Source organism: Pseudarthrobacter sp. NPDC058362 (assembly GCF_042723515.1).
Classification (GTDB): domain Bacteria; phylum Actinomycetota; class Actinomycetes; order Actinomycetales; family Micrococcaceae; genus Arthrobacter.
Window position 1 is genome coordinate 156,271 of the sequence record NZ_JBHXIW010000004.1, and the last position, 18,259, is coordinate 174,529.

The window sequence follows — 18,259 nt, forward strand, 5'->3', positions numbered from 1 at the left end:
CGCCGATCATGCATGGTGGGCTCCTGTTCCGGAACACTGCCGGGCACCTCGGCCCTGGCGGGGAGAGCTGCGCTGTGAGTGCGCGGGTACCGGATCCAAGGCGTGAGACCGCACGAGGCGTAGAGGCGAGAGTCAGTCGATGTCCTCGAGGACCACTCCGTAGGGGAGCGTCTCGTCGAGGTGTGCCTGGTGGCCGGTGGATCCGGGGTTGTAGGTGACCCGGACTCCGTGCAGCTTGTCCGCAGCGGACTGCATGAGGACGGGCCGCACGGTGCTGATAAACATCTCGCTCTTGCCTGCGAGGAACTCCTGGTAGCTGGCTGGAAGCACGATCATGGCAAAAGGATAGACCTGCGGGCGCCTGATGGGGAGGGGGAAATGGCCCGGCCCGACGTCGAATAATATTCTGCCCGCCACCGCTGGCGGCTGTAAAACTGCGTCTTAATTCGGACGCCGACTTGAATGCTTCCCCCCTGGCCCATAGAGTCGTAGGCAAGTTACCGCGGTAACGTGTCAGCGATCCTCCGGTCAGGAGGGTGTGGGTGCCCCCATGTGGGCCTGACATTTGCTCACGGAAAGCTTCAATCCAGGCGTAACAGTCGCGGCTGCGTCCCTGTTGAAGTTCCTTTTCCGTGTTCCCAAACTCAAATTCATTGCCGGGCCGGCACCGCCTTCGGGCAGCTGGCCCCAGTGACCCAAAGCCAAGGACGCAAATGTCGCCACCAAGCCTTATTGACACACATCCATCCCTCTCCGAGACGGCCGCTCCCGTTGCGCTGTCCTACGAGCTCTTTCCGCCCCGTTCGCCCGCTGCGGCCGAGACCCTGTGGACCACCATCCGGGAACTGGAAACCACCAGCCCGGACTATGTCTCCGTGACGTACGGTGCCAGCGGCTCCAACCGGGACACGGCCGTTGACCTGATCAACCGGCTCCTGCTGGAGACCACCCTGCGGCCGCTCGCCCACCTGACCTGCGTGGGGAACACGCCGCAGGAACTCGCGGGGATCATTGGCCAGCTGCTGGACACCGGCGTCCGGGGCATCCTGGCCCTGCGCGGCGACCTGCCCAAGGACGGCGTCGCGCCGGGGGATGGTTCCCTGCGCTACGCCCAGGACCTGATCGACCTGATCCGCCGTGTCGAGCAGCGCCGTTCGGCCCTCCTCTGCGCCGGCAAGATCGCGGTGGGCGTTGCGGCGTACCCCGCACGCCATCCCGAGTCGCCCAGTGAAGCGCACGACGTCGAGGTGTTGCTGGCGAAGCAGCGTTCCGGCGCCGATTTTGCCATCACGCAGGTGTTCTTCCATGCCGGTCAGTACGCCGACTTGCTGACCCGGGCGCGCCGTGCCGGGGTCACCATTCCGATCATTCCAGGTGTCATGCCGTTGACCAGCCTGCGCCGGCTGAAGCGGCTGGGCGAGCTGACCGGGGTGGAGCCGGCAGCCGAGCTCACCGAGCGGCTGGCTGCGGCGGACACCGATGCGGACAGGCTCCGCATCGGCGTCAATGCCACCGTGGACCTGGCCAATGCCGCACTGGATGCGGGAGCACCCGGCATCCACCTTTACACCTTCAACGAACACCAGAGTGCACTCCAGGTGCTGGACAAGCTGGCCCTTCCCAGGCCCAGCCGCCCGGCCGCGCGCACCGCGGGCCGCCGGCTCGCCAGCTGACAGCGGGGCCCGCACCCTGAGAACCTGCCCCGAGGCCTGAGCCCAGCCTGCCAGGCCTGCAGACCACCAAGAATTCGAGGAATCACCATGACTGACTTCAGCACGCCCAAAAACACTCCGTTCCCGTCAGCTTCGCTCCTGGGCTACCCCCGGATCGGCCGCCGCCGCGAACTCAAGAAGGCCGTTGAAGCCTACTGGGCCGGCAGGATCGACTCCGCCGCCCTGCACGCCGCAGCCAAGGACATCCAGTTCACCACTGCCAGGCGTCTCCAGGAGCTCGGCCTGACCGAGGCCGCCGCTGTCCCCGGCACCTTCTCCTACTACGACCAGGTCCTGGACACCACAGCGCACGTCGGAGCAGTTCCGGCCCGCTTCGGCCAGCTCCTCAACGAAGCAGGACAGCTGGACATCGACGGGTACTTCACCCTCGCCCGCGGCACCAAGGAGCAGCAGCCGCTGGAAATGACCAAGTGGTTCGACACGAATTACCACTACCTGGTTCCGGAGATCGGCCCCGAAACCGCCTTCACCCTGGCTTCCACCGCCAAGGTTGACGAGTTTACCTTCGCCCTGGAGAAGGGCATCGAAACCCGCCCGTACATCGTGGGCCCGGTCACCTACCTGCTGCTGTCCAAGGCTACCGACGAGGCACCGGCGGGCTTCGCCCCGCTGTCCCGCCTCGAGGACATCCTGCCTGTCTACGTCCAGCTGCTCGAGAAACTCGCCGCCGCCGGCGCCAGCTGGGTCCAGCTGGACGAACCCGCACTCGTAGTTGACCAAGACACCCCGGCCGCGGAGATCGAAGCAGCCGTGGCCCGCGCCTACGAGGTCCTCACCGCTGCAGCCAACCGCCCGCAGATCCTCGTTTCGACCCCGTACGGTTCGCTCGACGGCCAGCTCGACACCCTCGCAGCCACCAACATCGAGGCCCTCCACATTGACGTCTTCAAGGGTGCCGTCCCTTCCGCCGCGGCACTCGCCGGACTGGGCAGCAAGACTTTGGTTGCGGGTGTCGTTGACGGCCACAACATCTGGCGCAACGACCTCGCCGCTTCAGCTGCCAAACTGGACGCGTTGAAGGCTGCGGCAGGCAAGCTGGCGGTCAGCACCTCCACCTCCACCCAGCACGTGCCGCATGACGTCGCAGAGGAGACTGAGCTGTCCGACCAGCTCCGCAACTGGCTGGCGTTCTCCGACCAGAAGGCCGCTGAGGTCAGGATCCTTGCCGCATACCTGGCCGATCCTGCATCCGCGCAGGCCGCCATCGATGAAGCCACATCCGTCATTGCCTCCCGCGCCCCAGCCAAAGGCGTCCGCCGCGCCGACGTCCGGGCCCGCACGGAAGCCCTTACCGCCGCCGACTTCAGCCGCTCAGCCTACGCGGTCCGCGAAGCCGCGCAGCAGGAAGCATTGCACCTGCCGCCGCTGCCCACCACCACCATCGGGTCCTTCCCGCAGACGGCGGAGATCCGCTCCGCCCGCGCCCGGAACACCAAAGGCGAGCTGAATGACGCGCAGTACGAGCAGCTCATGAAGGACGAGATCAAGCGCGTCGTGGACCTGCAGGAGGAGTTGGGCTACGACGTCCTGGTGCACGGAGAGCCCGAGCGCAACGACATGGTCCAGTACTTCGCCGAGAACCTCGAGGGCTTCGACGTGACGGTCCACGGCTGGGTCCAGTCCTACGGTTCCCGCTGCACCCGACCGTCCATCCTGTGGGGCGACGTCACCCGCAGCGCACCCATCACGGTCAAATGGGCCGAATACGCGCAGTCCCTGACCAGCAAGCCGATGAAGGGCATGCTCACCGGTCCCGTCACCATCCTGGCCTGGTCCTTCGTCCGCGACGACCAGCCGCTGCGCGAAACCGCCAACCAGGTGGGCCTGGCACTGCGTGACGAGATTGCGGACCTCGAAGCCGCCGGCATCAAGGTGATCCAGGTGGACGAGCCCGCGCTGCGCGAACTCCTCCCGCTGCGGAAGGCCGACCACGCCGATTACCTGAAGTGGTCCGTGGACTCGTTCCGCCTGGCCACCGCCGGAGCAGCCGACTCCACCCAGATCCACACCCACCTCTGCTACTCGGAGTTCGGCGTGATCATCGACGCGATCGACGGGCTCGACGCGGACGTGACTTCCATCGAAGCGGCGCGCTCCCGCATGGAGGTTGTGCACGACCTCGAGTCCCACGGCTTCGGCCGCGGTGTCGGCCCGGGCGTGTACGACATCCACTCGCCGCGCGTTCCCGGCGAGCAGGAAGTCACCGAACTGCTCAGCACCGCCGTCAAGCACGTCCCGACGCGGCAGCTCTGGGTCAACCCGGACTGTGGCCTGAAGACCCGCGGCTACGCCGAGACCGAGGAGTCGCTGCGCAACCTGGTCAAGGCCACACAGGCAGTCCGCGCGGAACTGCTGGAGGCCGCCGAGTAGCAGCGCAGTGAGCGGCGCCCCCACCGCTAAGGTGAGGGGCGCCGTCGTGCATTAAGTACTCCTCAGGATTCCCAGAGGATCTCGTCGTCCACCACGCCGTCCTCGTCGGCCGAGGCCACCAGGACCTCATCGGTGAAGTGCTCGCCGAGGGTGAAGTCCATGACGAAGTAGCGTTCCGGCTGGCCGGGGTAGATACCCACGTGGCCCAGCTTGAGCGCCTTGAGGAAGACGTCCTTGGTGAGCTGGCTGCGGTCCTCGACGCCGAAGACCTTGTGCAGGTGCTCATCTTTGAGGGCGTTGCAGTGGAAGTGCAGGTATTCCTGCGGACTGGTGCCTTCCTGGTCCAGTTCCTCCGCAATCATCTCGCGTACCTCGTCCACCAGCTCAGGCAGGAAGCGGAGCCGATATTCGACCTTGCGGAGGGCGGCTTCGTCGAAGTGGTCGTGGGCGGCGATGTTCAGGTCGAGTTCCAGCGGGTGGCCGCGCAGTTCGTGCTTGGCGGCAACGGAGTGCTCCCGGCCGTGATTGAGCTCGATCTCCCCAAAATGCTGGCTCGCTACCTTGTTCATAGTCTCAACATAGACCCGAAGCCCGGTGCATTCCAGCGTTGGCAGCTAATTCACGGCGGTGCGCATGCCGGCCAGCGTTTCGGCGAGGAGGTCCACGAACAACTGCACGCGGGCGGTCTTCCGGTCGTTGATCAGCAGGGCGAAGACGTTGCGCGCCAGCCGGATTTCCGGAACGTCCAGGACCACGACGCCGGAGGGCTTGTTCCGCAGCGCAAGCTCAGGAACAAGGGCGGCGCCCAGGCCCGCTGCCGCCATTTCCAGGCTGGCGTGGAAATCGTCGCTGTGCGCGACCACCCGCGGGTGCAGGTTGCAGCCGGCGAACAGCCGCTCGATCACCATGGCGTCGCTGGTCCCGGGGTGGTGCATGATCCAGGGCATCTCCGACAGATGGTCCGCTGCGACCTTCGCATCGCTGCGGAAGCCCCAGCCGGCCGGGAGCACCACCCGGAAATCGTCGTCGCCGATCCACTGCCGGTTGATGGTGTTGGGCCAGGCGAATCCGGTCTGGCCGACCTGGAACACCACGGCCACGTCCAGGTCACCGCCGGTCCGCAGGCCCTGGATGGTCTGGCCGGGCTCGGCGACGGACACCTTCAGGTCGATGCCCAGGTCCTTCCAGGCCGGATTCTTCAGGATGCGGGGGAGGACATACGTGGCCAGGCTGGGAAAGATACCGAGCCGTAGTTCCTGGCTGGCAGTGTCCTGGGTCTTGGAGGCGGCTGCCATCAGCGCCTCGATGTCGGTGAGCACCTTGGCGGCGTGCCGGGTCATGACGACGGCGGCATCCGTAGGAACCACGCTGCGCGCCGACCGCTGGAACAGGGTCACGCCGGTGTCCCGTTCCAGCGCGGACATCTGCTGCGAGACGGCGGACGCCGTGTAGCCGAGCGTCGCCGCGGCGGCCGCGAAGGAGCCCTGCCGCGTGACCTCCAGGAGGGTCTTGAGGTGTACCGGATTTACCACCTGCCCACCCTACTCCGCGGACCCGCGGCAAAGAACCTTTCCATCCCGCCCATCCGGGCAGGCGGCTGCGCCGAATTGCCCTCTGTATACCCGTCCCAGAGGCAATGTTCAGCAGAGGAGCATCCCTTGTCAGCAATCCCAGCAGGAAGTATCGGCCGCCGCCGGGTGGCGGTCATCGGCAGCGGCGTGGCCGGCCTGACCGCGGCGTACGTCCTCAACCGGCATGATGACGTCACAGTTTTTGAAGCGGACGCGCGCTTGGGCGGGCACGCGCACACGCACGACATGCCGCAGCCGGGCGGCGGTACCCTGGGCGTTGACACTGGGTTCATCGTCCACAACGAGCGGACCTATCCCACCCTGTTGCGCCTGTTTGCCGAGCTGGGCGTGGAAACCCAGGACTCCGAGATGAGCATGTCCATCCGCTGCGACGGCTGCGGGCTCGAATACGCGGGAGCCCGCGATGGTGCCCGCGGCATCATTCCCCGCCCGTCCACCCTGCTGCGCGGACGGTACCTGCTCATGCTGCTCGAAGTAACCCGGTTCTACCGGAAGGCGAGGGAATTGCTCAGGACGGCGCCGCCGTGGGCCGTCAGCGACGAAGTCGAGGTGCCCGAACTGACGCTGGGCGAATTCCTGGCGCGGGAGAAGTTCAGCTCCTACTTCATCTCGCACTTCATGACCCCGGTGGTGAGCGCTGTGTGGTCCTGCGATCCCGGCACGGCACTGGCCTACCCGGCCCGGTACCTGTTCACCTTCCTGGGCCACCACGGGATGCTGGGCATCAAGGGCTCGCCGCAGTGGCGCACGGTCACCGGCGGATCCGCCCGGTATGTGGAGAAGCTCGCAGCCACGCTGCCCGACATCCGGATCAACACCCCCGTCACCGCCATCCACAGGCACGCCCTGGGGGTGGAGATCAGCTCCAACGGGATCAGCGAGGACTTTGAGGCGGTCGTGATCGCTACCCATCCCGGCCAGGCGCTCCGGTTCCTGGCGGACGCCACCCCGGCTGAGCAGGAAGCGCTCGCCGGGATGCCGTACTCGGTGAACCACACCGTCTTCCACCAGGACCCGGCGGTGCTGCCCGCCACCGACAACGCCAAGGCCTCCTGGAACTACCGGCTGCCGTCCTGCGACGCCCGCCCGGACAAGGTCCTGGTCAGCTACGACCTCACCCGCCTCCAGCGGCTGGAACCGGCGGACGGCCGGCGCTACCTTGTCAGCCTTGGCGAATCGGACCTGATCCACCCGGACACCGTCCTGGACCGGATGGTGTACGAACACCCCCAGTACACGCCGGAATCGCTGAAGGCACAGCAGGCCATCGCCGCGCTCGCAGACCCGCGGATTGCCTACGCCGGCGCGTACCTCGGCTGGGGCTTCCACGAGGACGGCGCACTCTCCGGCGTCCGGGCCGCAGAGAAGCTGGGGCGTACGTGGCCGGCGGTGCCTGCGGGGCCCGCGGACATTCCCATGCCGGGCGAGCGGGACCTGTTGGCCGCCGGAGAGCCGGCATGAAACCCGCGATCTACCGCACCTGCATCTCGCACGTGCGGCACAGCCCGCTGAAGAACGCCTTCACCTACCGCAGCTACAGCTGGTTCGTGGACGTGGACCACCTGCCCCGGCTGCCATGGCTCCTGCGGCCGCTCGCCGGCTTCCATGCTGCGGACCACCTGGGTGCCCCGGACGCCACGATCCGCGCCAACGTGGAGCGCTTCCTGCGCAGCCAGGGAATAACGCCCGACGGCGGCCCTATCCACATGCTGGCCAGCGCCCGGGTCTTTGGTTACGTCTTCAACCCGCTCACGCTGTTCTGGTGCTATCGGGCCGGGGGCGGACTGGAGTGCGTGGTGGCGGAGGTCCACAACACCTACGGTGAACGCCACTGCTACCTGCTGCGGACCGACCAGTCCGGCCGCGCAGCAGTGCCCAAGGCCTTCTACGTCTCTCCGTTCAACGATGTGTCCGGCCAGTACCGGATGAAACTGCCGGCGCCGGACGAAAGGCTGGCTGTGTCAATCGTGCTGGACCGCGAAGGGCACCGGCCGTTCGTCGCCACGATGGACGGCAGGCGGCGGCCGGCCACCGTCCGCAACATCCTCGCAGCGGCCCTGGCCGTTCCGGCCGCGCCGCTGCTGGTATCCGCACTCATCCGGGTGCAGGGCATTAAACTCTGGGCACGACGCCTGCCCGTCGTCGCCAGGCCACACCACCCATCACAGGAGGCAGTTCAATGACAATGACGGACAACAGCGGAACCGCCCCTGCCCGTAAGGCCGGGAGCGCTACCCGGGTGCCGGCGTCGCCCGCCACTATCGATCCTGACCTTTGGCCGGGAGTGGCCGCACCGCCGTCGGGCGCCAAGGCATTGATCGCAGGAAGGGCCGCCGGCGCGCTTTTCAAAGGCGCTGTGAAGCGGCTGCCACTGAGGGTGGAATACCCCGACGGGACTGTCCTGGGAACCGGCGGACCGGACGCCCCCGTGATGACCATGCGGCGGCCGGGGGCGTTCGAGGCACGGATCGGGGACAACGGGCTGATCGGGCTCGGGGAGTCCTTCATGGCGGGAGACTGGGAAGCGAGCGACCTGGCGGGCGTCCTGGAGGTGTTCGCCGCGGCCGTGGACACCCTGATCCCGGTGCCGCTGCAGAAGCTGCGCTCGCTGTACCTGCCGCGCACGCCACGGACTGAACGGAACGCCGAGCAGAACACCCGCAGCAACATCTCGCGCCACTACGACCTTTCCAACGACCTCTTCGCGAACTTCCTTGACGACACGATGAGCTATTCCTCGGCGCTGTTCCCGATGTCGGCGGGTCCGCTGGAATCCGTGGGCTGGGATGCGCTTGCCGGGGCGCAGCAGGACAAGATCGACCGGCTGCTGGACAAAGCGGGTGTGGTTTCCGGGAGCCGGGTGCTGGAGATCGGGACCGGCTGGGGCGAGTTGTCGCTGCGCGCGGCGGCACGCGGGGCGACGGTATACAGCGTGACGCTGTCCAGCGAGCAGCAGGCGCTGGCGCAGGAACGGATAGCCGCCGCCGGGTACGCCGACCGTGTGACCGTGGCGCTGCAGGACTATCGTGCGGTGGAGGGCGAGTACGACGCCGTGGTATCCGTGGAGATGATTGAAGCCGTGGGCTATGAGTACTGGCCGATCTACTTCCAAACCATCGACCGCGTCCTTGCGCCTGGGGGGAAGGTGGCCATCCAGGCCATCACCATGCCGCACGGGCGCATGCTGGCCACCCGTAACGCCTACACATGGGTGCACAAGTACATCTTCCCCGGCGGCTTCCTGCCCTCCGTTCGGGCCATCGAGTCCGTGACCCAGCAGCACACCACACTGCGGGTCCGGGAGCGGATGGGTATGGGGGACCACTACGCCGCTACCCTGCGGCTGTGGGAGGAACGGTTCCTTTCCCGCTCCCGCGAGGTCGGCGAGTTGGGGTTCGACGCCGTGTTCCAGCGGATGTGGCTGTTCTACCTCTGCTACTCGCGGGCCGGCTTCCAGTCGGGCTACCTGGACGTGCAGCAGATCGTGCTGGACCGCAGGGAAGCGCAGCTGTAGGTTCGGCCTGGGTGCGGGGACCGGGCGTGGTGCAGGGACCCTGGTTTCCAGGGAAGGAAAGTGGGCAGGCATGAAACTCACGACACTGGCATGGACGACGGCGGCAACGGTGGCCACTGCCGCTGCCGGCGCCGCGGCTACGGACCCCCGGAGCAGCTGGTATATCGGGCTGCGAAAACCGGACTGGCAACCGCCGGCCCTTGCCTTTCCGATCGTGTGGACGGTTTTGTACGCCGACCTGGCTGTGGCGTCCGCCGCGGCCCTGGACCGGGCCGCTGAGGAGGGCCGGGCTGGAACAGGTGGCGCTGGGGCAGGTGGCGCTGGTACGGGCGGACAAGACCTGCGAACGGAGTTGCGGGCCTACCGCAGGGCACTCGCCGCGAACCTGGTCCTCAACGCTTCGTGGAGCTGGTTCTTCTGGCGCTCCCGCCGGCCATGGCTGGGAGCCGCCGAGGCAGCGGTGCTCACAGCCAGCAGCGCGGATCTGGTGCGGCGCACCTACCGGCTGAACCGTGCTGCGGGTGTTTCGCTTGCGCCCTACGCTGCATGGTGCGGATTCGCCACGATCCTGTCCGCGGGGATCGCCAAGCTCAACCCCTCAGCCAGATAGCAGGGGCATCCGGGCTCCGCAGGAGGCAGCTTGGTCCCACAAGCAGGCAGCTGGTCCCGCAAATAGGCTGCGGGCTGCCGGCCCGGGATCCTGGCCGCTGGGTAAGGGTCCTTCATCACTACATGTAGTGATGAAGGACCCTTTTCGTTGCCGCCGCCCGGCGGGCGACACGCCGCAGTTTTCGCGACACGCGGGATGGTTATTTGTGGCTAACTCGTCCACAGCATGTGGATGGCGGGGCGAAAAAACCCGGGATTCCGGAGATTTTTAGAGCCTCTGGCTGTGGATTAAAAGTGCATTAAATGACATACTTGTAATACATCATCTTGGGGTTCCAAAGAGGCGTCTGCACTACATGTAGTATCTACATACAGCTTGGGCCGGGACACCGGGCCAGCGAGGATTTCGACTAAGGGGACAGGGAACAATGACCGTAACGGTTTACACCAAGCCTGCTTGTGTTCAGTGCAACGCGACGTACCGGGCGCTCGATAAGAAGGGCATCACGTACCAGAGCGTTGACATCTCTCAGGACGCAGAGGCCCTGGCCCGCCTGAAGGATTTGGGCTACATGCAGGCCCCCGTTGTTGTCACCGACCAGGACCACTGGTCAGGCTTCCGTCCGGACAAGATCGAAGAACTGGCGCAGGCTTCCGTTTCCTCGGTGGCCTAAGGACCAGCACTTTTTGCCGGCAACGTACCAACCAGCTGAGGTGGCTCCCATGGCAGCACCAACAGCACAGCATTCACGCAGGACCAGCCATCCGCACGCGGCTCAGCGCGCAGCGGTGGCTTCGCCGGCTTCCCCCGAAGACCTTCCGCGGCCGGCTGTCACGGACAGCCAGCTGATCTACTTTTCCTCCACATCCGAGAACACCAGCCGCTTCGTTTCGAAGCTTGGCCGTGAGGTTGCCCGGATCCCGCTGTATGCCAAGGACGCACCGCTCCTGGCCACCCGGCCCTACGTGCTGGTGGTTCCCACATACGGCGGCACCGGGGGAGAAGGATCCGTTCCCAAGCAGGTCATCCGGTTCCTCAACAACCCGCAGAACAGGCAGCTGCTGCGGGGCGTCATCGGGGCCGGCAACACAAACTTCGGGGACAACTACTGCCTGGCGGCGGACATCATTGCCGCCAAGTGCCAGGTACCCCACCTTTACAGATTCGAACTTATGGGAACGCCGGAAGACGTCACCCGGGTCAACCAAGGATTGGACACGTTTTGGACACGACTGTCGCAGACACAGAAGTAACCAGGGCCCAGAAGCCCGAGATGCCCGCCGCCTACAAGGGCCTGGGCTACCACGAGCTGAACGCCATGCTGAACCTGTACGGTCCCAACGGCGAAATCCAGTTCGAAGCTGACCGGGAAGCTGCGCACCAGTACTTCCTGCAGCACGTTAACAACAACACCGTCTTCTTCCATGACCTGGAGGAGAAGCTCGACTACCTGGTGAAGAACCAGTACTACGAGCGCGAGACGCTGGACCAGTACACGATGAACTTCATCCGTGAGCTGTTCAACCGCGCCTACAAGAAGAAGTTCCGCTTCGAGACCTTCCTGGGCGCGTTCAAGTTCTACACCTCCTACACGCTGAAGACCTTCGACGGAAAGCGCTTCCTGGAGCGCTACGAGGACCGCGTCTGCATGGTGGCCCTGCACCTGGCCCGCGGCAACGAGCAGCTCGCCCTGCAGATGGTGGACGAGATCATCGAAGGCCGCTTCCAGCCGGCCACGCCAACGTTCCTGAACGCGGGCAAGAAGCAGCGCGGCGAGCTGGTCTCCTGCTTCCTGCTGCGCATCGAGGACAACATGGAGTCGATCGGCCGCTCCATCAACTCCGCCCTGCAGCTGTCCAAGCGCGGCGGCGGAGTGGCCTTCGCGCTGACCAACATCCGCGAGGTGGGTGCTCCCATCAAGCAGATCGAGAACCAGTCCTCCGGCGTCATCCCCGTCATGAAGCTCCTCGAAGACAGCTTCTCCTACGCCAACCAGCTCGGCGCGCGCCAGGGTGCCGGTGCGGTGTACCTGCACGCGCACCACCCGGACATCTACCGCTTCCTGGACACCAAGCGCGAGAACGCGGACGAGAAGATCCGCATCAAGACCCTCTCCCTGGGCGTCGTCATCCCGGACATCACGTTCGAGCTGGCCAAGAAGGACGAGGACATGTACCTGTTCTCGCCGTACGACGTCGAACGCGTCTACGGCATGCCGTTCTCCGACGTCTCGGTCACCGAGAAGTACTACGAGATGGTGGACGATTCCCGGATCAAGAAGACCAAGATCAAGGCCCGCGAGTTCTTCCAGACCCTCGCCGAGATCCAGTTCGAGTCCGGCTACCCGTACATCATGTTCGAGGACACCGTGAACCGGGAAAACCCGATCGACGGCAAGATCATCATGTCCAACCTGTGCTCGGAAATCCTCCAGGTTTCCCAGCCCACCACGTACCACGATGACCTGTCCTACGACGAGACGGGCAAGGATATCTCCTGCAACCTGGGCTCGCTGAACATTGCGAAGACCATGGACAGCCCCAACTTCGGCTTGACCATCGAGACGGCCATCCGGTCACTCTCGGCAGTGTCCGACATGTCCAACATCACCTCGGTGCCGTCCATCGCCCGCGGCAACGACCAGAGCCATGCCATTGGCCTGGGACAGATGAACCTGCACGGCTACCTGGCCCGCGAGCGGGTCCACTACGGTTCCGAAGAGGGCCTGGACTTCACCAACATCTACTTCTACACAGTGGTGTACCACGCCATCCGCGCGTCGAACCTGCTGTCCATCGAGACCGGCCAGACGTTCGGCGGCTTCGAGAAGTCCAAGTACGCCTCCGGCGAGTTCTTCGACAAGTACACGGAGCAGGAGTGGGTGCCGCAGACCGAGAAAGTCCGCGAGCTCTTCAAGGATGTCCACATCCCCACGCAGGAAGACTGGCGTGCACTGAAGGCGTCCGTCATGGAGCACGGCATCTACAACCAGAACCTGCAGGCTGTTCCGCCCACGGGCTCGATCTCCTACATCAACAACTCCACCTCCTCGATCCACCCGGTGGCGTCCAAGATCGAGATCCGCAAGGAAGGCAAGCTGGGCCGCGTGTACTACCCGGCGCCGTACCTCACCAACGACAACCTGGAGTACTACCAGGACGCGTACGAGATCGGTTACGAGAAGGTCATCGACACCTACGCCGCGGCCACGCAGCACGTGGACCAGGGCCTGTCCCTGACACTGTTCTTCAAGGACACGGCCACCACGCGCGACATCAACAAGGCCCAGATCTACGCCTGGAAGAAGGGCATCAAGACGATCTACTACATCCGTCTCCGCCAGCTCGCGCTGGAAGGGACCGAGGTTGAGGGCTGCGTCAGCTGCATGTTGTAGCTTCAACTAAAGGTGCCAGTACGACGGCGGGTGCCCGCCCGCCGTCGTACGCTTTAACTTAGAGAAACCCACCCAACTTCTTAGGGGATGACATGACCGAAAAGGTCAAGCTGCTTAGCCACGTCGAGGCCATCAACTGGAACCGGATCCAGGACGAGAAGGACGTTGACGTCTGGAACCGCCTGGTCAACAACTTCTGGCTGCCGGAGAAGGTGCCCCTGTCCAACGACGTCCAGTCGTGGAACACGCTGACGCCGGCCGAGCAGCAGCTCACCATGCGCGTCTTCACCGGGCTGACCCTGCTGGACACCATCCAGGGCACCGTCGGCGCCGTCTCCCTGATCCCGGACGCGCTGACTCCGCACGAGGAGGCCGTGTACACGAACATCGCCTTCATGGAGTCGGTGCACGCCAAGAGCTACTCGTCCATCTTCTCCACGCTGGCTTCCACCAAGGAGATCGACGAGGCGTTCCGCTGGTCCACCGAGAACGCGAACCTTCAGAAGAAGGCGCAGATCGTCATGGACTACTACCAGGGCGACGATCCCCTGAAGCGCAAGGTCGCCTCCACGCTGCTGGAGAGCTTCCTCTTTTACTCTGGCTTCTACCTGCCGATGTACTGGTCCTCGCGCGCCAAGCTGACGAACACCGCTGACCTGATCCGCCTGATCATCCGCGATGAGGCTGTCCACGGCTACTACATCGGCTACAAGTTCCAGAAGGGACTCGAAGGCCTGTCGGAGGAGCGCAAGCAGGAGATCAAGGACTACACGTTCGAACTGCTCTTCGAGCTGTACGAGAACGAAGTCCAGTACACGCACGATCTCTACGACGGCGTCGGCCTGGCCGAGGACGTCAAGAAGTTCCTGCACTACAACGCCAACAAGGCCCTGATGAACCTGGGCTACGAGGCGATGTTCCCCGCTTCCGTCACCGACGTGAATCCGGCCATCCTCTCGGCACTGTCCCCGAACGCTGACGAGAACCACGACTTCTTCTCGGGCTCCGGTTCGTCCTACGTGATCGGCAAGGCCGTCAACACCGAAGACGAGGACTGGGACTTCTAGCTGGCTGGTTGTGGGTCCCCCCGACGGGAACGTTCTTAGGCGGGGACCTGCCAGCCGGTTCTCCCGTCCAGGGCGTGAAGCGCCCGTTGCCTGGTTTCCGGCCATTCCTCCACGAGGAGGGACAGGACCACGATGTCACGCCACGTCCCGTCGGCCCGCGGCGAGGAGCGCCGGCGGGTGCCCTCCACGGTAAATCCAAAACGGATGAGGGAACGAATGGAACGCTCGTTTCTCGGGTCGACATCGCATTCCAGGCGGCCCGCGCCCATGGCGAACAGCCAGTCGAAGACAGCGGTTTTCACCTCATGGTTTGCACCTGTGCCCCAGAACGCAGGGTTGATGACGGTGCGGCCGACTTTCACCCGGTCATACTGCTCGGTGACTTCTGTCACGCCCGTGGTGCCGGCGAACAGCGGGCCCCCGGGCAAGCCCGTGTAGTAGATCGCGAAGATCGGCAGTCCTGCGAAGCGGCGATGGATATATGAGTTGAGTTCGGCAGGGTTTGCGGGCCGGCTTTCCCCGTCGCCGAAACCCTGCGCCCAGATGTCATCGTTGCCCAGGATGCGCGCGAGGGGCTCGACATCAAGTGTGCTGAATGGCGTGAGCGTGAAGCGGCCCGTGCTGGTTTTCAGGGCAGGGAGGATCTCGGGAAAGCGCAGCACTCCGGAACCCCTTTCTTATGCGAGGTTTGCCTATATGAGGGTTGGCCGGCTGGCCGTCGCTGACCGGGTACGTGCCGCAGCGTGCTACATCGTCCGGCACCAAGATGAACTGGCGGTAAACGTGCCCGAGGCCTGCTTGCCATTGCCATCCGGCTGATCTGCGAGGTGCGGCGTCACCTGTTGTTTACCTCCGCGATGCAACGCCTATGCCGGACGGGGACCAACGATTCACCTCAAGGGAGTCCAATGGGGCGTCATGTAGAGCGGGGACCTGCAGGGGAACGAATTCAATGAGTGAAGTCTGTGCGCTCTGCGCCAGTTCGGTGGTGTACCAGAAGGTGGACGTCACCTGGCCGGGAAGCCCGGATCCGCAATATTTGTCCATTCCCGCGCACTGCAGCAACTGGCACTGTCCCCATGCGACTGTGCGCCACCAGCCACTCGTATGGACGGTCCGGGACCGGGTTACGCAGGTGAAAGTCCCGCCGAAGAGATAACTGCGCGTTGCCATGGAAGCCGACGAAGAGCATGATCGTGATATCGGAGCGCTGCAGAGTGAATGGAGGCACCATGATTCAAGCTCTCCTGTGCAAGCTCAACATAAGGCACGAGTGGCATCTCGAACATGCCGAAGACGGGGTCGTCTATAAACGCTGTCGGCGGTGCGGCAAAGATGACGATGAACGCAATAGGGGAGGCGGCAACTTCGGCTCTTGGGCAGGCGGATAGGAGCGCTCGTGCCGCGCGCTTTCGAGACCGATCATGTTGACTCACCGCGCGGCGAGATACTCCGCCAGGCTGCTCTCGCCGATGGACGGCGGCAGACGGAAGTAATCCACGGTTCCGCTGCTTACGGGCATGGCGGCGAAGGGGCTTGAACCGTGCAGGGTGCCGGCGCGCGCTTTCAGTGGGTGGGGCAGCGCTGGCGGCTCCCAGTCCTGGTGCTCACTTTTGTATTTTCGCCCTGCCGGGGAAATCCAGCCGGGCGGTTCATTCTTCGTCGCAGGCGTTGGCCGCCAACGGCTGGTATGCCGGAGCCGGTGGTGCTTCGGGCATGGCTGACCCAGGTTGCTGATTCCGGTGGTCCCGCCGTGATGCCAGGCGAGCAGGTGGTCTGCCTCGTTGTCCAGAGAATGATTGCTGCAGCCGGGGAATGGACACTTTCCGTCCCGCAACCGGAGCCATCTTCGCATGGCCTTGGTGAGCCGATAACTGGTGCGGCCGATTTCCAGCGGCGCTCCGTCCCGGGGATCCACGAGGACCCGGTAGAAGGAATCTGCGCCGTTGGCTACAAGATCCCGTGCCAAAGATGCCGGAATGGGGCCGTAGCCGTCCAGCATGGCGGGCTCGTCCGTGGCGCCCAGGAGCGAGAACACCGGAACTGTCACCAGGACTTCGGCTCGGGGAGCGGGACTGTCCGCGAGACCCTGCGGTGGGGACCCGGCGTCGTGCGTTTCAGGGGATCCGCCGGTGCAGCCAGTGCAGCCGCTGCCCCCGCGGAGGGCCGTGGCGGCGAAAAGGTCAGCCCGAAGTTGGGTGAGTGTGCGCTCCTCGTTGGGCCCCTGAAGGCCTCGGGCGATGGCGGTGAAGCGGTTCCAGATGGCCGAGGCCTTGTCTGCCGGGAGGTAGGCGGAGAGGCGGGCCATGCCGTCCTGCTCCGGGGCGAACTCGAGACACCTGTCAGCAGCACCCCTGGCGTGGCGTTGTTCGATGCTGTCCGGGTGGTTCCGTTCGCGCCAGCCCCGCGCCTTCCGCCGGAAACGGTAGGCGGGCATTTCGCCGGCGGGGCAACCGCGGGCGGGCTGCGGTGTCTCCGGGTCAAGAAAGTGCGCTTCCAATGCGGCCGCGGCGTCAGGGGCCAGCGTGGAGGCTTCGTCCACCATCACCCGTGCGTGCTGCCAGGATATTGTGCCCGCTTTGAGTGCTTCCAAGGTCAGTGGCAGGGAAGTTGCCAGTGCGTAGGACTGCGCCAACAACGCGTCCGCGGCCTGGTCTCCGATGGCCAGAACGCAGCCGATTTCCGCGGCGATAGACATTTCCTGCGCCTGGACCGGCATGTCCGGCGGCGCGATGGACCGCGCTGAATCCGCGTAGGTGGCCGCCGCTTCGGCTTTCAGTGCTGCGAGGCGCGCCTCGGTCCGGGCTGCGCCCGCCAGAATGTCCAGGCAGTCGTCGGCGATGGCGGCGAGGGGATCGTTGGTTGCCTGTCCGCGAACGGTACGGGCTGCCCCGGCGTTGGCTACCTCGGCGCGGAGAACGGCAAGGGCGGCGTCGATCGCCTCGAATGCCCCTGCTGCCGCTTCGCTTGCCATGAACTAATTATCAAAGGGGGGTCTGACATTTTGAGGCGATGGGGGAGCGCTCGGAAACTTTTCAAGGAAAGTTTCTGAATCCACGGTTACGGCCAGTCTGAAACGGCAATTTGCTTCTGCGACGGATCCGCGGACCAAATAAGCGGTCGGAAGCCAGATTCCGGGACAGGACTGCGGCGTTCCGCTGGCGCCCGGGCGAAATCCCGCGCCCAGCTCAGCTCTTGAGTCAGCTCAGCCCTTCAGCTCACCATCAAATAGTTCGCGCAGCTCTCGGAAGTGACGCTCGGTGGCGGCTTCGTTATAAGCCGCCGAATCGGCCATGGTGTAGCCGTGGGCCGCGCCGGAATAGACTTCGTTCGACGCCGGCAGGCCGGCTGCCGCCAACGCCTCGCCCAGCCGCGCAACAGCATCCCGGTCCATGCTCCGGTCGTTGTCCGCGTGACCGAACACGAAGCGCGCACTGGCGCGCGCGAGGCCGAGGTGCGGGCTGTCCGGGGCGTCCGTCGCCAGTCCGCCCCCGTGGAATCCCCCGCAGGCGGCGATCCTTTCCGGATGGGCTGCAGCAGTGCGGACGGCCAGGCGGGCACCCATGCAGTAGCCCGTCGTACCCATGGGTCCCGGGGACACTCCGTCAATCCTGTTGAGGGCGGCAAGCCACGCATCGATATCCGGAAGTGCCCGCTGGGTGGTGAGCCGTCCTATCCGCGGGAAGGCGAGTTCCCCGGCGGCCTTGCGTCCGGCCGGGGTGGTCATGTCGATGCCGGAGTTGAGTTGGGCGACAGTTCCCTCCCGATAGAAGACATTGGGAGCCAGTACGATGTATCCCCAGTCCGCGATCCGTTGCGCCATGTCCTCGATCCGGGCGCGCAGCCCGAAGGCGTCCATGTAGAAGAGGACACCGGGAAACGGCCCTTCGCCCGTCGATGGCCGCGCGAGTATTGCTTCGGCCGGGCCGTCCGGGGCGGTGATATCGATCAGCATTCGGTCAGGATATCGCCCGTGGGC

The 18,259-nt window shown here is 65.0% G+C and carries 16 protein-coding genes; 10 read left to right on the plus strand and 6 right to left on the minus strand.

Features of this window, described 5'->3' with window-relative positions:
* Positions 1–132: 132 nt before the first annotated feature.
* Positions 133–336, minus strand: coding sequence for a hypothetical protein (locus tag ACFWIX_RS10420; protein WP_377216038.1), 204 nt, complete (start codon positions 334–336; stop codon positions 133–135).
* Between the two features lie 377 nt (positions 337–713).
* On the opposite strand from ACFWIX_RS10420, the gene ACFWIX_RS10425 reads away from it, so the two are divergent.
* Together ACFWIX_RS10425 and metE are read left to right on the plus strand one after the other, a co-directional pair.
* Positions 714–1,673, plus strand: a complete 960-nt coding sequence (locus tag ACFWIX_RS10425) for a methylenetetrahydrofolate reductase (protein ID WP_377216039.1) — start codon at positions 714–716, stop codon at positions 1,671–1,673.
* Between the two features lie 87 nt (positions 1,674–1,760).
* Entirely contained in the window at positions 1,761–4,103 is a 2,343-nt protein-coding gene (gene metE / locus ACFWIX_RS10430; protein WP_377216040.1) for a 5-methyltetrahydropteroyltriglutamate--homocysteine S-methyltransferase, read from the plus strand.
* A 62-nt stretch (positions 4,104–4,165) separates the two neighbouring features.
* On the opposite strand, the gene ACFWIX_RS10435 is transcribed toward metE, so the two are convergent.
* Together ACFWIX_RS10435 and ACFWIX_RS10440 are read right to left on the minus strand one after the other, a co-directional pair.
* The gene (locus ACFWIX_RS10435; protein ID WP_377216041.1) at positions 4,166–4,672 is read right to left on the minus strand and encodes a DUF2004 domain-containing protein; all 507 of its coding nucleotides are present in this window, start codon (positions 4,670–4,672) and stop codon (positions 4,166–4,168) included.
* Positions 4,673–4,717: 45 nt separating this feature from the next.
* Positions 4,718–5,635, minus strand: a complete 918-nt coding sequence (locus tag ACFWIX_RS10440) for a LysR family transcriptional regulator (RefSeq protein ID WP_377216042.1) — start codon at positions 5,633–5,635, stop codon at positions 4,718–4,720.
* 126 nt (positions 5,636–5,761) lie between these two features.
* Between ACFWIX_RS10440 and ACFWIX_RS10445 the strand changes: the two genes are divergently transcribed.
* The 8 genes from ACFWIX_RS10445 (at position 5,762) to nrdF (ending at position 14,280) form a co-directional block, all read left to right on the plus strand.
* Entirely contained in the window at positions 5,762–7,156 is a 1,395-nt protein-coding gene (locus ACFWIX_RS10445; protein WP_377216043.1) for an NAD(P)/FAD-dependent oxidoreductase, read from the plus strand.
* Positions 7,153–7,878: a DUF1365 domain-containing protein gene (locus ACFWIX_RS10450; RefSeq protein WP_377216044.1), complete on the plus strand. Its 726-nt coding sequence runs from the start codon at positions 7,153–7,155 to the stop codon at positions 7,876–7,878. The genes ACFWIX_RS10445 and ACFWIX_RS10450 overlap by 4 nt, the downstream gene beginning before the upstream one ends.
* The gene (locus ACFWIX_RS10455) at positions 7,875–9,209 is read left to right on the plus strand and encodes a class I SAM-dependent methyltransferase (RefSeq protein WP_377216045.1); all 1,335 of its coding nucleotides are present in this window, start codon (positions 7,875–7,877) and stop codon (positions 9,207–9,209) included. The genes ACFWIX_RS10450 and ACFWIX_RS10455 overlap by 4 nt, the downstream gene beginning before the upstream one ends.
* Positions 9,210–9,279: 70 nt before the next feature.
* On the plus strand, positions 9,280–9,819 hold the full coding sequence (locus tag ACFWIX_RS10460; protein ID WP_377216046.1) for a TspO/MBR family protein: 540 nt from the start codon (positions 9,280–9,282) through the stop codon (positions 9,817–9,819).
* Positions 9,820–10,246: 427 nt separating this feature from the next.
* The gene (gene nrdH / locus ACFWIX_RS10465; protein ID WP_377216047.1) at positions 10,247–10,492 is read left to right on the plus strand and encodes a glutaredoxin-like protein NrdH; all 246 of its coding nucleotides are present in this window, start codon (positions 10,247–10,249) and stop codon (positions 10,490–10,492) included.
* 49 nt (positions 10,493–10,541) lie between these two features.
* Positions 10,542–11,072 carry a class Ib ribonucleoside-diphosphate reductase assembly flavoprotein NrdI gene (gene nrdI / locus ACFWIX_RS10470; protein ID WP_377216048.1) on the plus strand — a complete coding sequence of 177 codons (531 nt, stop codon included), beginning with the start codon at positions 10,542–10,544 and terminating at the stop codon, positions 11,070–11,072.
* A gap of 20 nt (positions 11,073–11,092) precedes the next feature.
* Positions 11,093–13,213 carry a class 1b ribonucleoside-diphosphate reductase subunit alpha gene (gene nrdE / locus ACFWIX_RS10475; RefSeq protein WP_377216191.1) on the plus strand — a complete coding sequence of 707 codons (2,121 nt, stop codon included), beginning with the start codon at positions 11,093–11,095 and terminating at the stop codon, positions 13,211–13,213.
* A gap of 92 nt (positions 13,214–13,305) precedes the next feature.
* Positions 13,306–14,280: a class 1b ribonucleoside-diphosphate reductase subunit beta gene (gene nrdF / locus ACFWIX_RS10480; RefSeq protein ID WP_377216049.1), complete on the plus strand. Its 975-nt coding sequence runs from the start codon at positions 13,306–13,308 to the stop codon at positions 14,278–14,280.
* Between the two features lie 35 nt (positions 14,281–14,315).
* Here the strand turns inward: nrdF and ACFWIX_RS10485 are convergent, their stop codons facing one another.
* The 3 genes from ACFWIX_RS10485 to ACFWIX_RS10495 all read right to left on the minus strand — a co-directional run bounded on the left by ACFWIX_RS10485 (position 14,316) and on the right by ACFWIX_RS10495 (position 18,235).
* Entirely contained in the window at positions 14,316–14,942 is a 627-nt protein-coding gene (locus tag ACFWIX_RS10485) for a GNAT family N-acetyltransferase (protein WP_377216050.1), read from the minus strand.
* 770 nt (positions 14,943–15,712) lie between these two features.
* Positions 15,713–17,254, minus strand: coding sequence for a DUF222 domain-containing protein (locus tag ACFWIX_RS10490; RefSeq protein WP_377216051.1), 1,542 nt, complete (start codon positions 17,252–17,254; stop codon positions 15,713–15,715).
* A gap of 231 nt (positions 17,255–17,485) precedes the next feature.
* Positions 17,486–18,235, minus strand: a complete 750-nt coding sequence (locus ACFWIX_RS10495; protein WP_377216052.1) for a dienelactone hydrolase family protein — start codon at positions 18,233–18,235, stop codon at positions 17,486–17,488.
* Positions 18,236–18,259 lie beyond the last annotated feature (24 nt).

What these genes read in the sequence shown, in the direction of transcription:
- ACFWIX_RS10455 (WP_377216045.1), top strand. Translation starts at nt 7,875, where the DNA reads ATGACAATGACGGACAACAGCGGAACCGCCCCTGCCCGTAAGGCCGGG.
- nrdI (WP_377216048.1), top strand. Translation starts at nt 10,542, where the DNA reads ATGGCAGCACCAACAGCACAGCATTCACGCAGGACCAGCCATCCGCAC.
- nrdF (WP_377216049.1), top strand. Translation starts at nt 13,306, where the DNA reads ATGACCGAAAAGGTCAAGCTGCTTAGCCACGTCGAGGCCATCAACTGG.
- ACFWIX_RS10460 (WP_377216046.1), top strand. Translation starts at nt 9,280, where the DNA reads ATGAAACTCACGACACTGGCATGGACGACGGCGGCAACGGTGGCCACT.
- ACFWIX_RS10495 (WP_377216052.1), bottom strand. Translation starts at nt 18,235, where the DNA reads ATGCTGATCGATATCACCGCCCCGGACGGCCCGGCCGAAGCAATACTC.
- ACFWIX_RS10420 (WP_377216038.1), bottom strand. Translation starts at nt 336, where the DNA reads ATGATCGTGCTTCCAGCCAGCTACCAGGAGTTCCTCGCAGGCAAGAGC.
- nrdH (WP_377216047.1), top strand. Translation starts at nt 10,247, where the DNA reads ATGACCGTAACGGTTTACACCAAGCCTGCTTGTGTTCAGTGCAACGCG.
- ACFWIX_RS10490 (WP_377216051.1), bottom strand. Translation starts at nt 17,254, where the DNA reads ATGGCAAGCGAAGCGGCAGCAGGGGCATTCGAGGCGATCGACGCCGCC.
- nrdE (WP_377216191.1), top strand. Translation starts at nt 11,093, where the DNA reads ATGCCCGCCGCCTACAAGGGCCTGGGCTACCACGAGCTGAACGCCATG.
- ACFWIX_RS10435 (WP_377216041.1), bottom strand. Translation starts at nt 4,672, where the DNA reads ATGAACAAGGTAGCGAGCCAGCATTTTGGGGAGATCGAGCTCAATCAC.
- ACFWIX_RS10425 (WP_377216039.1), top strand. Translation starts at nt 714, where the DNA reads ATGTCGCCACCAAGCCTTATTGACACACATCCATCCCTCTCCGAGACG.
- ACFWIX_RS10450 (WP_377216044.1), top strand. Translation starts at nt 7,153, where the DNA reads ATGAAACCCGCGATCTACCGCACCTGCATCTCGCACGTGCGGCACAGC.
- metE (WP_377216040.1), top strand. Translation starts at nt 1,761, where the DNA reads ATGACTGACTTCAGCACGCCCAAAAACACTCCGTTCCCGTCAGCTTCG.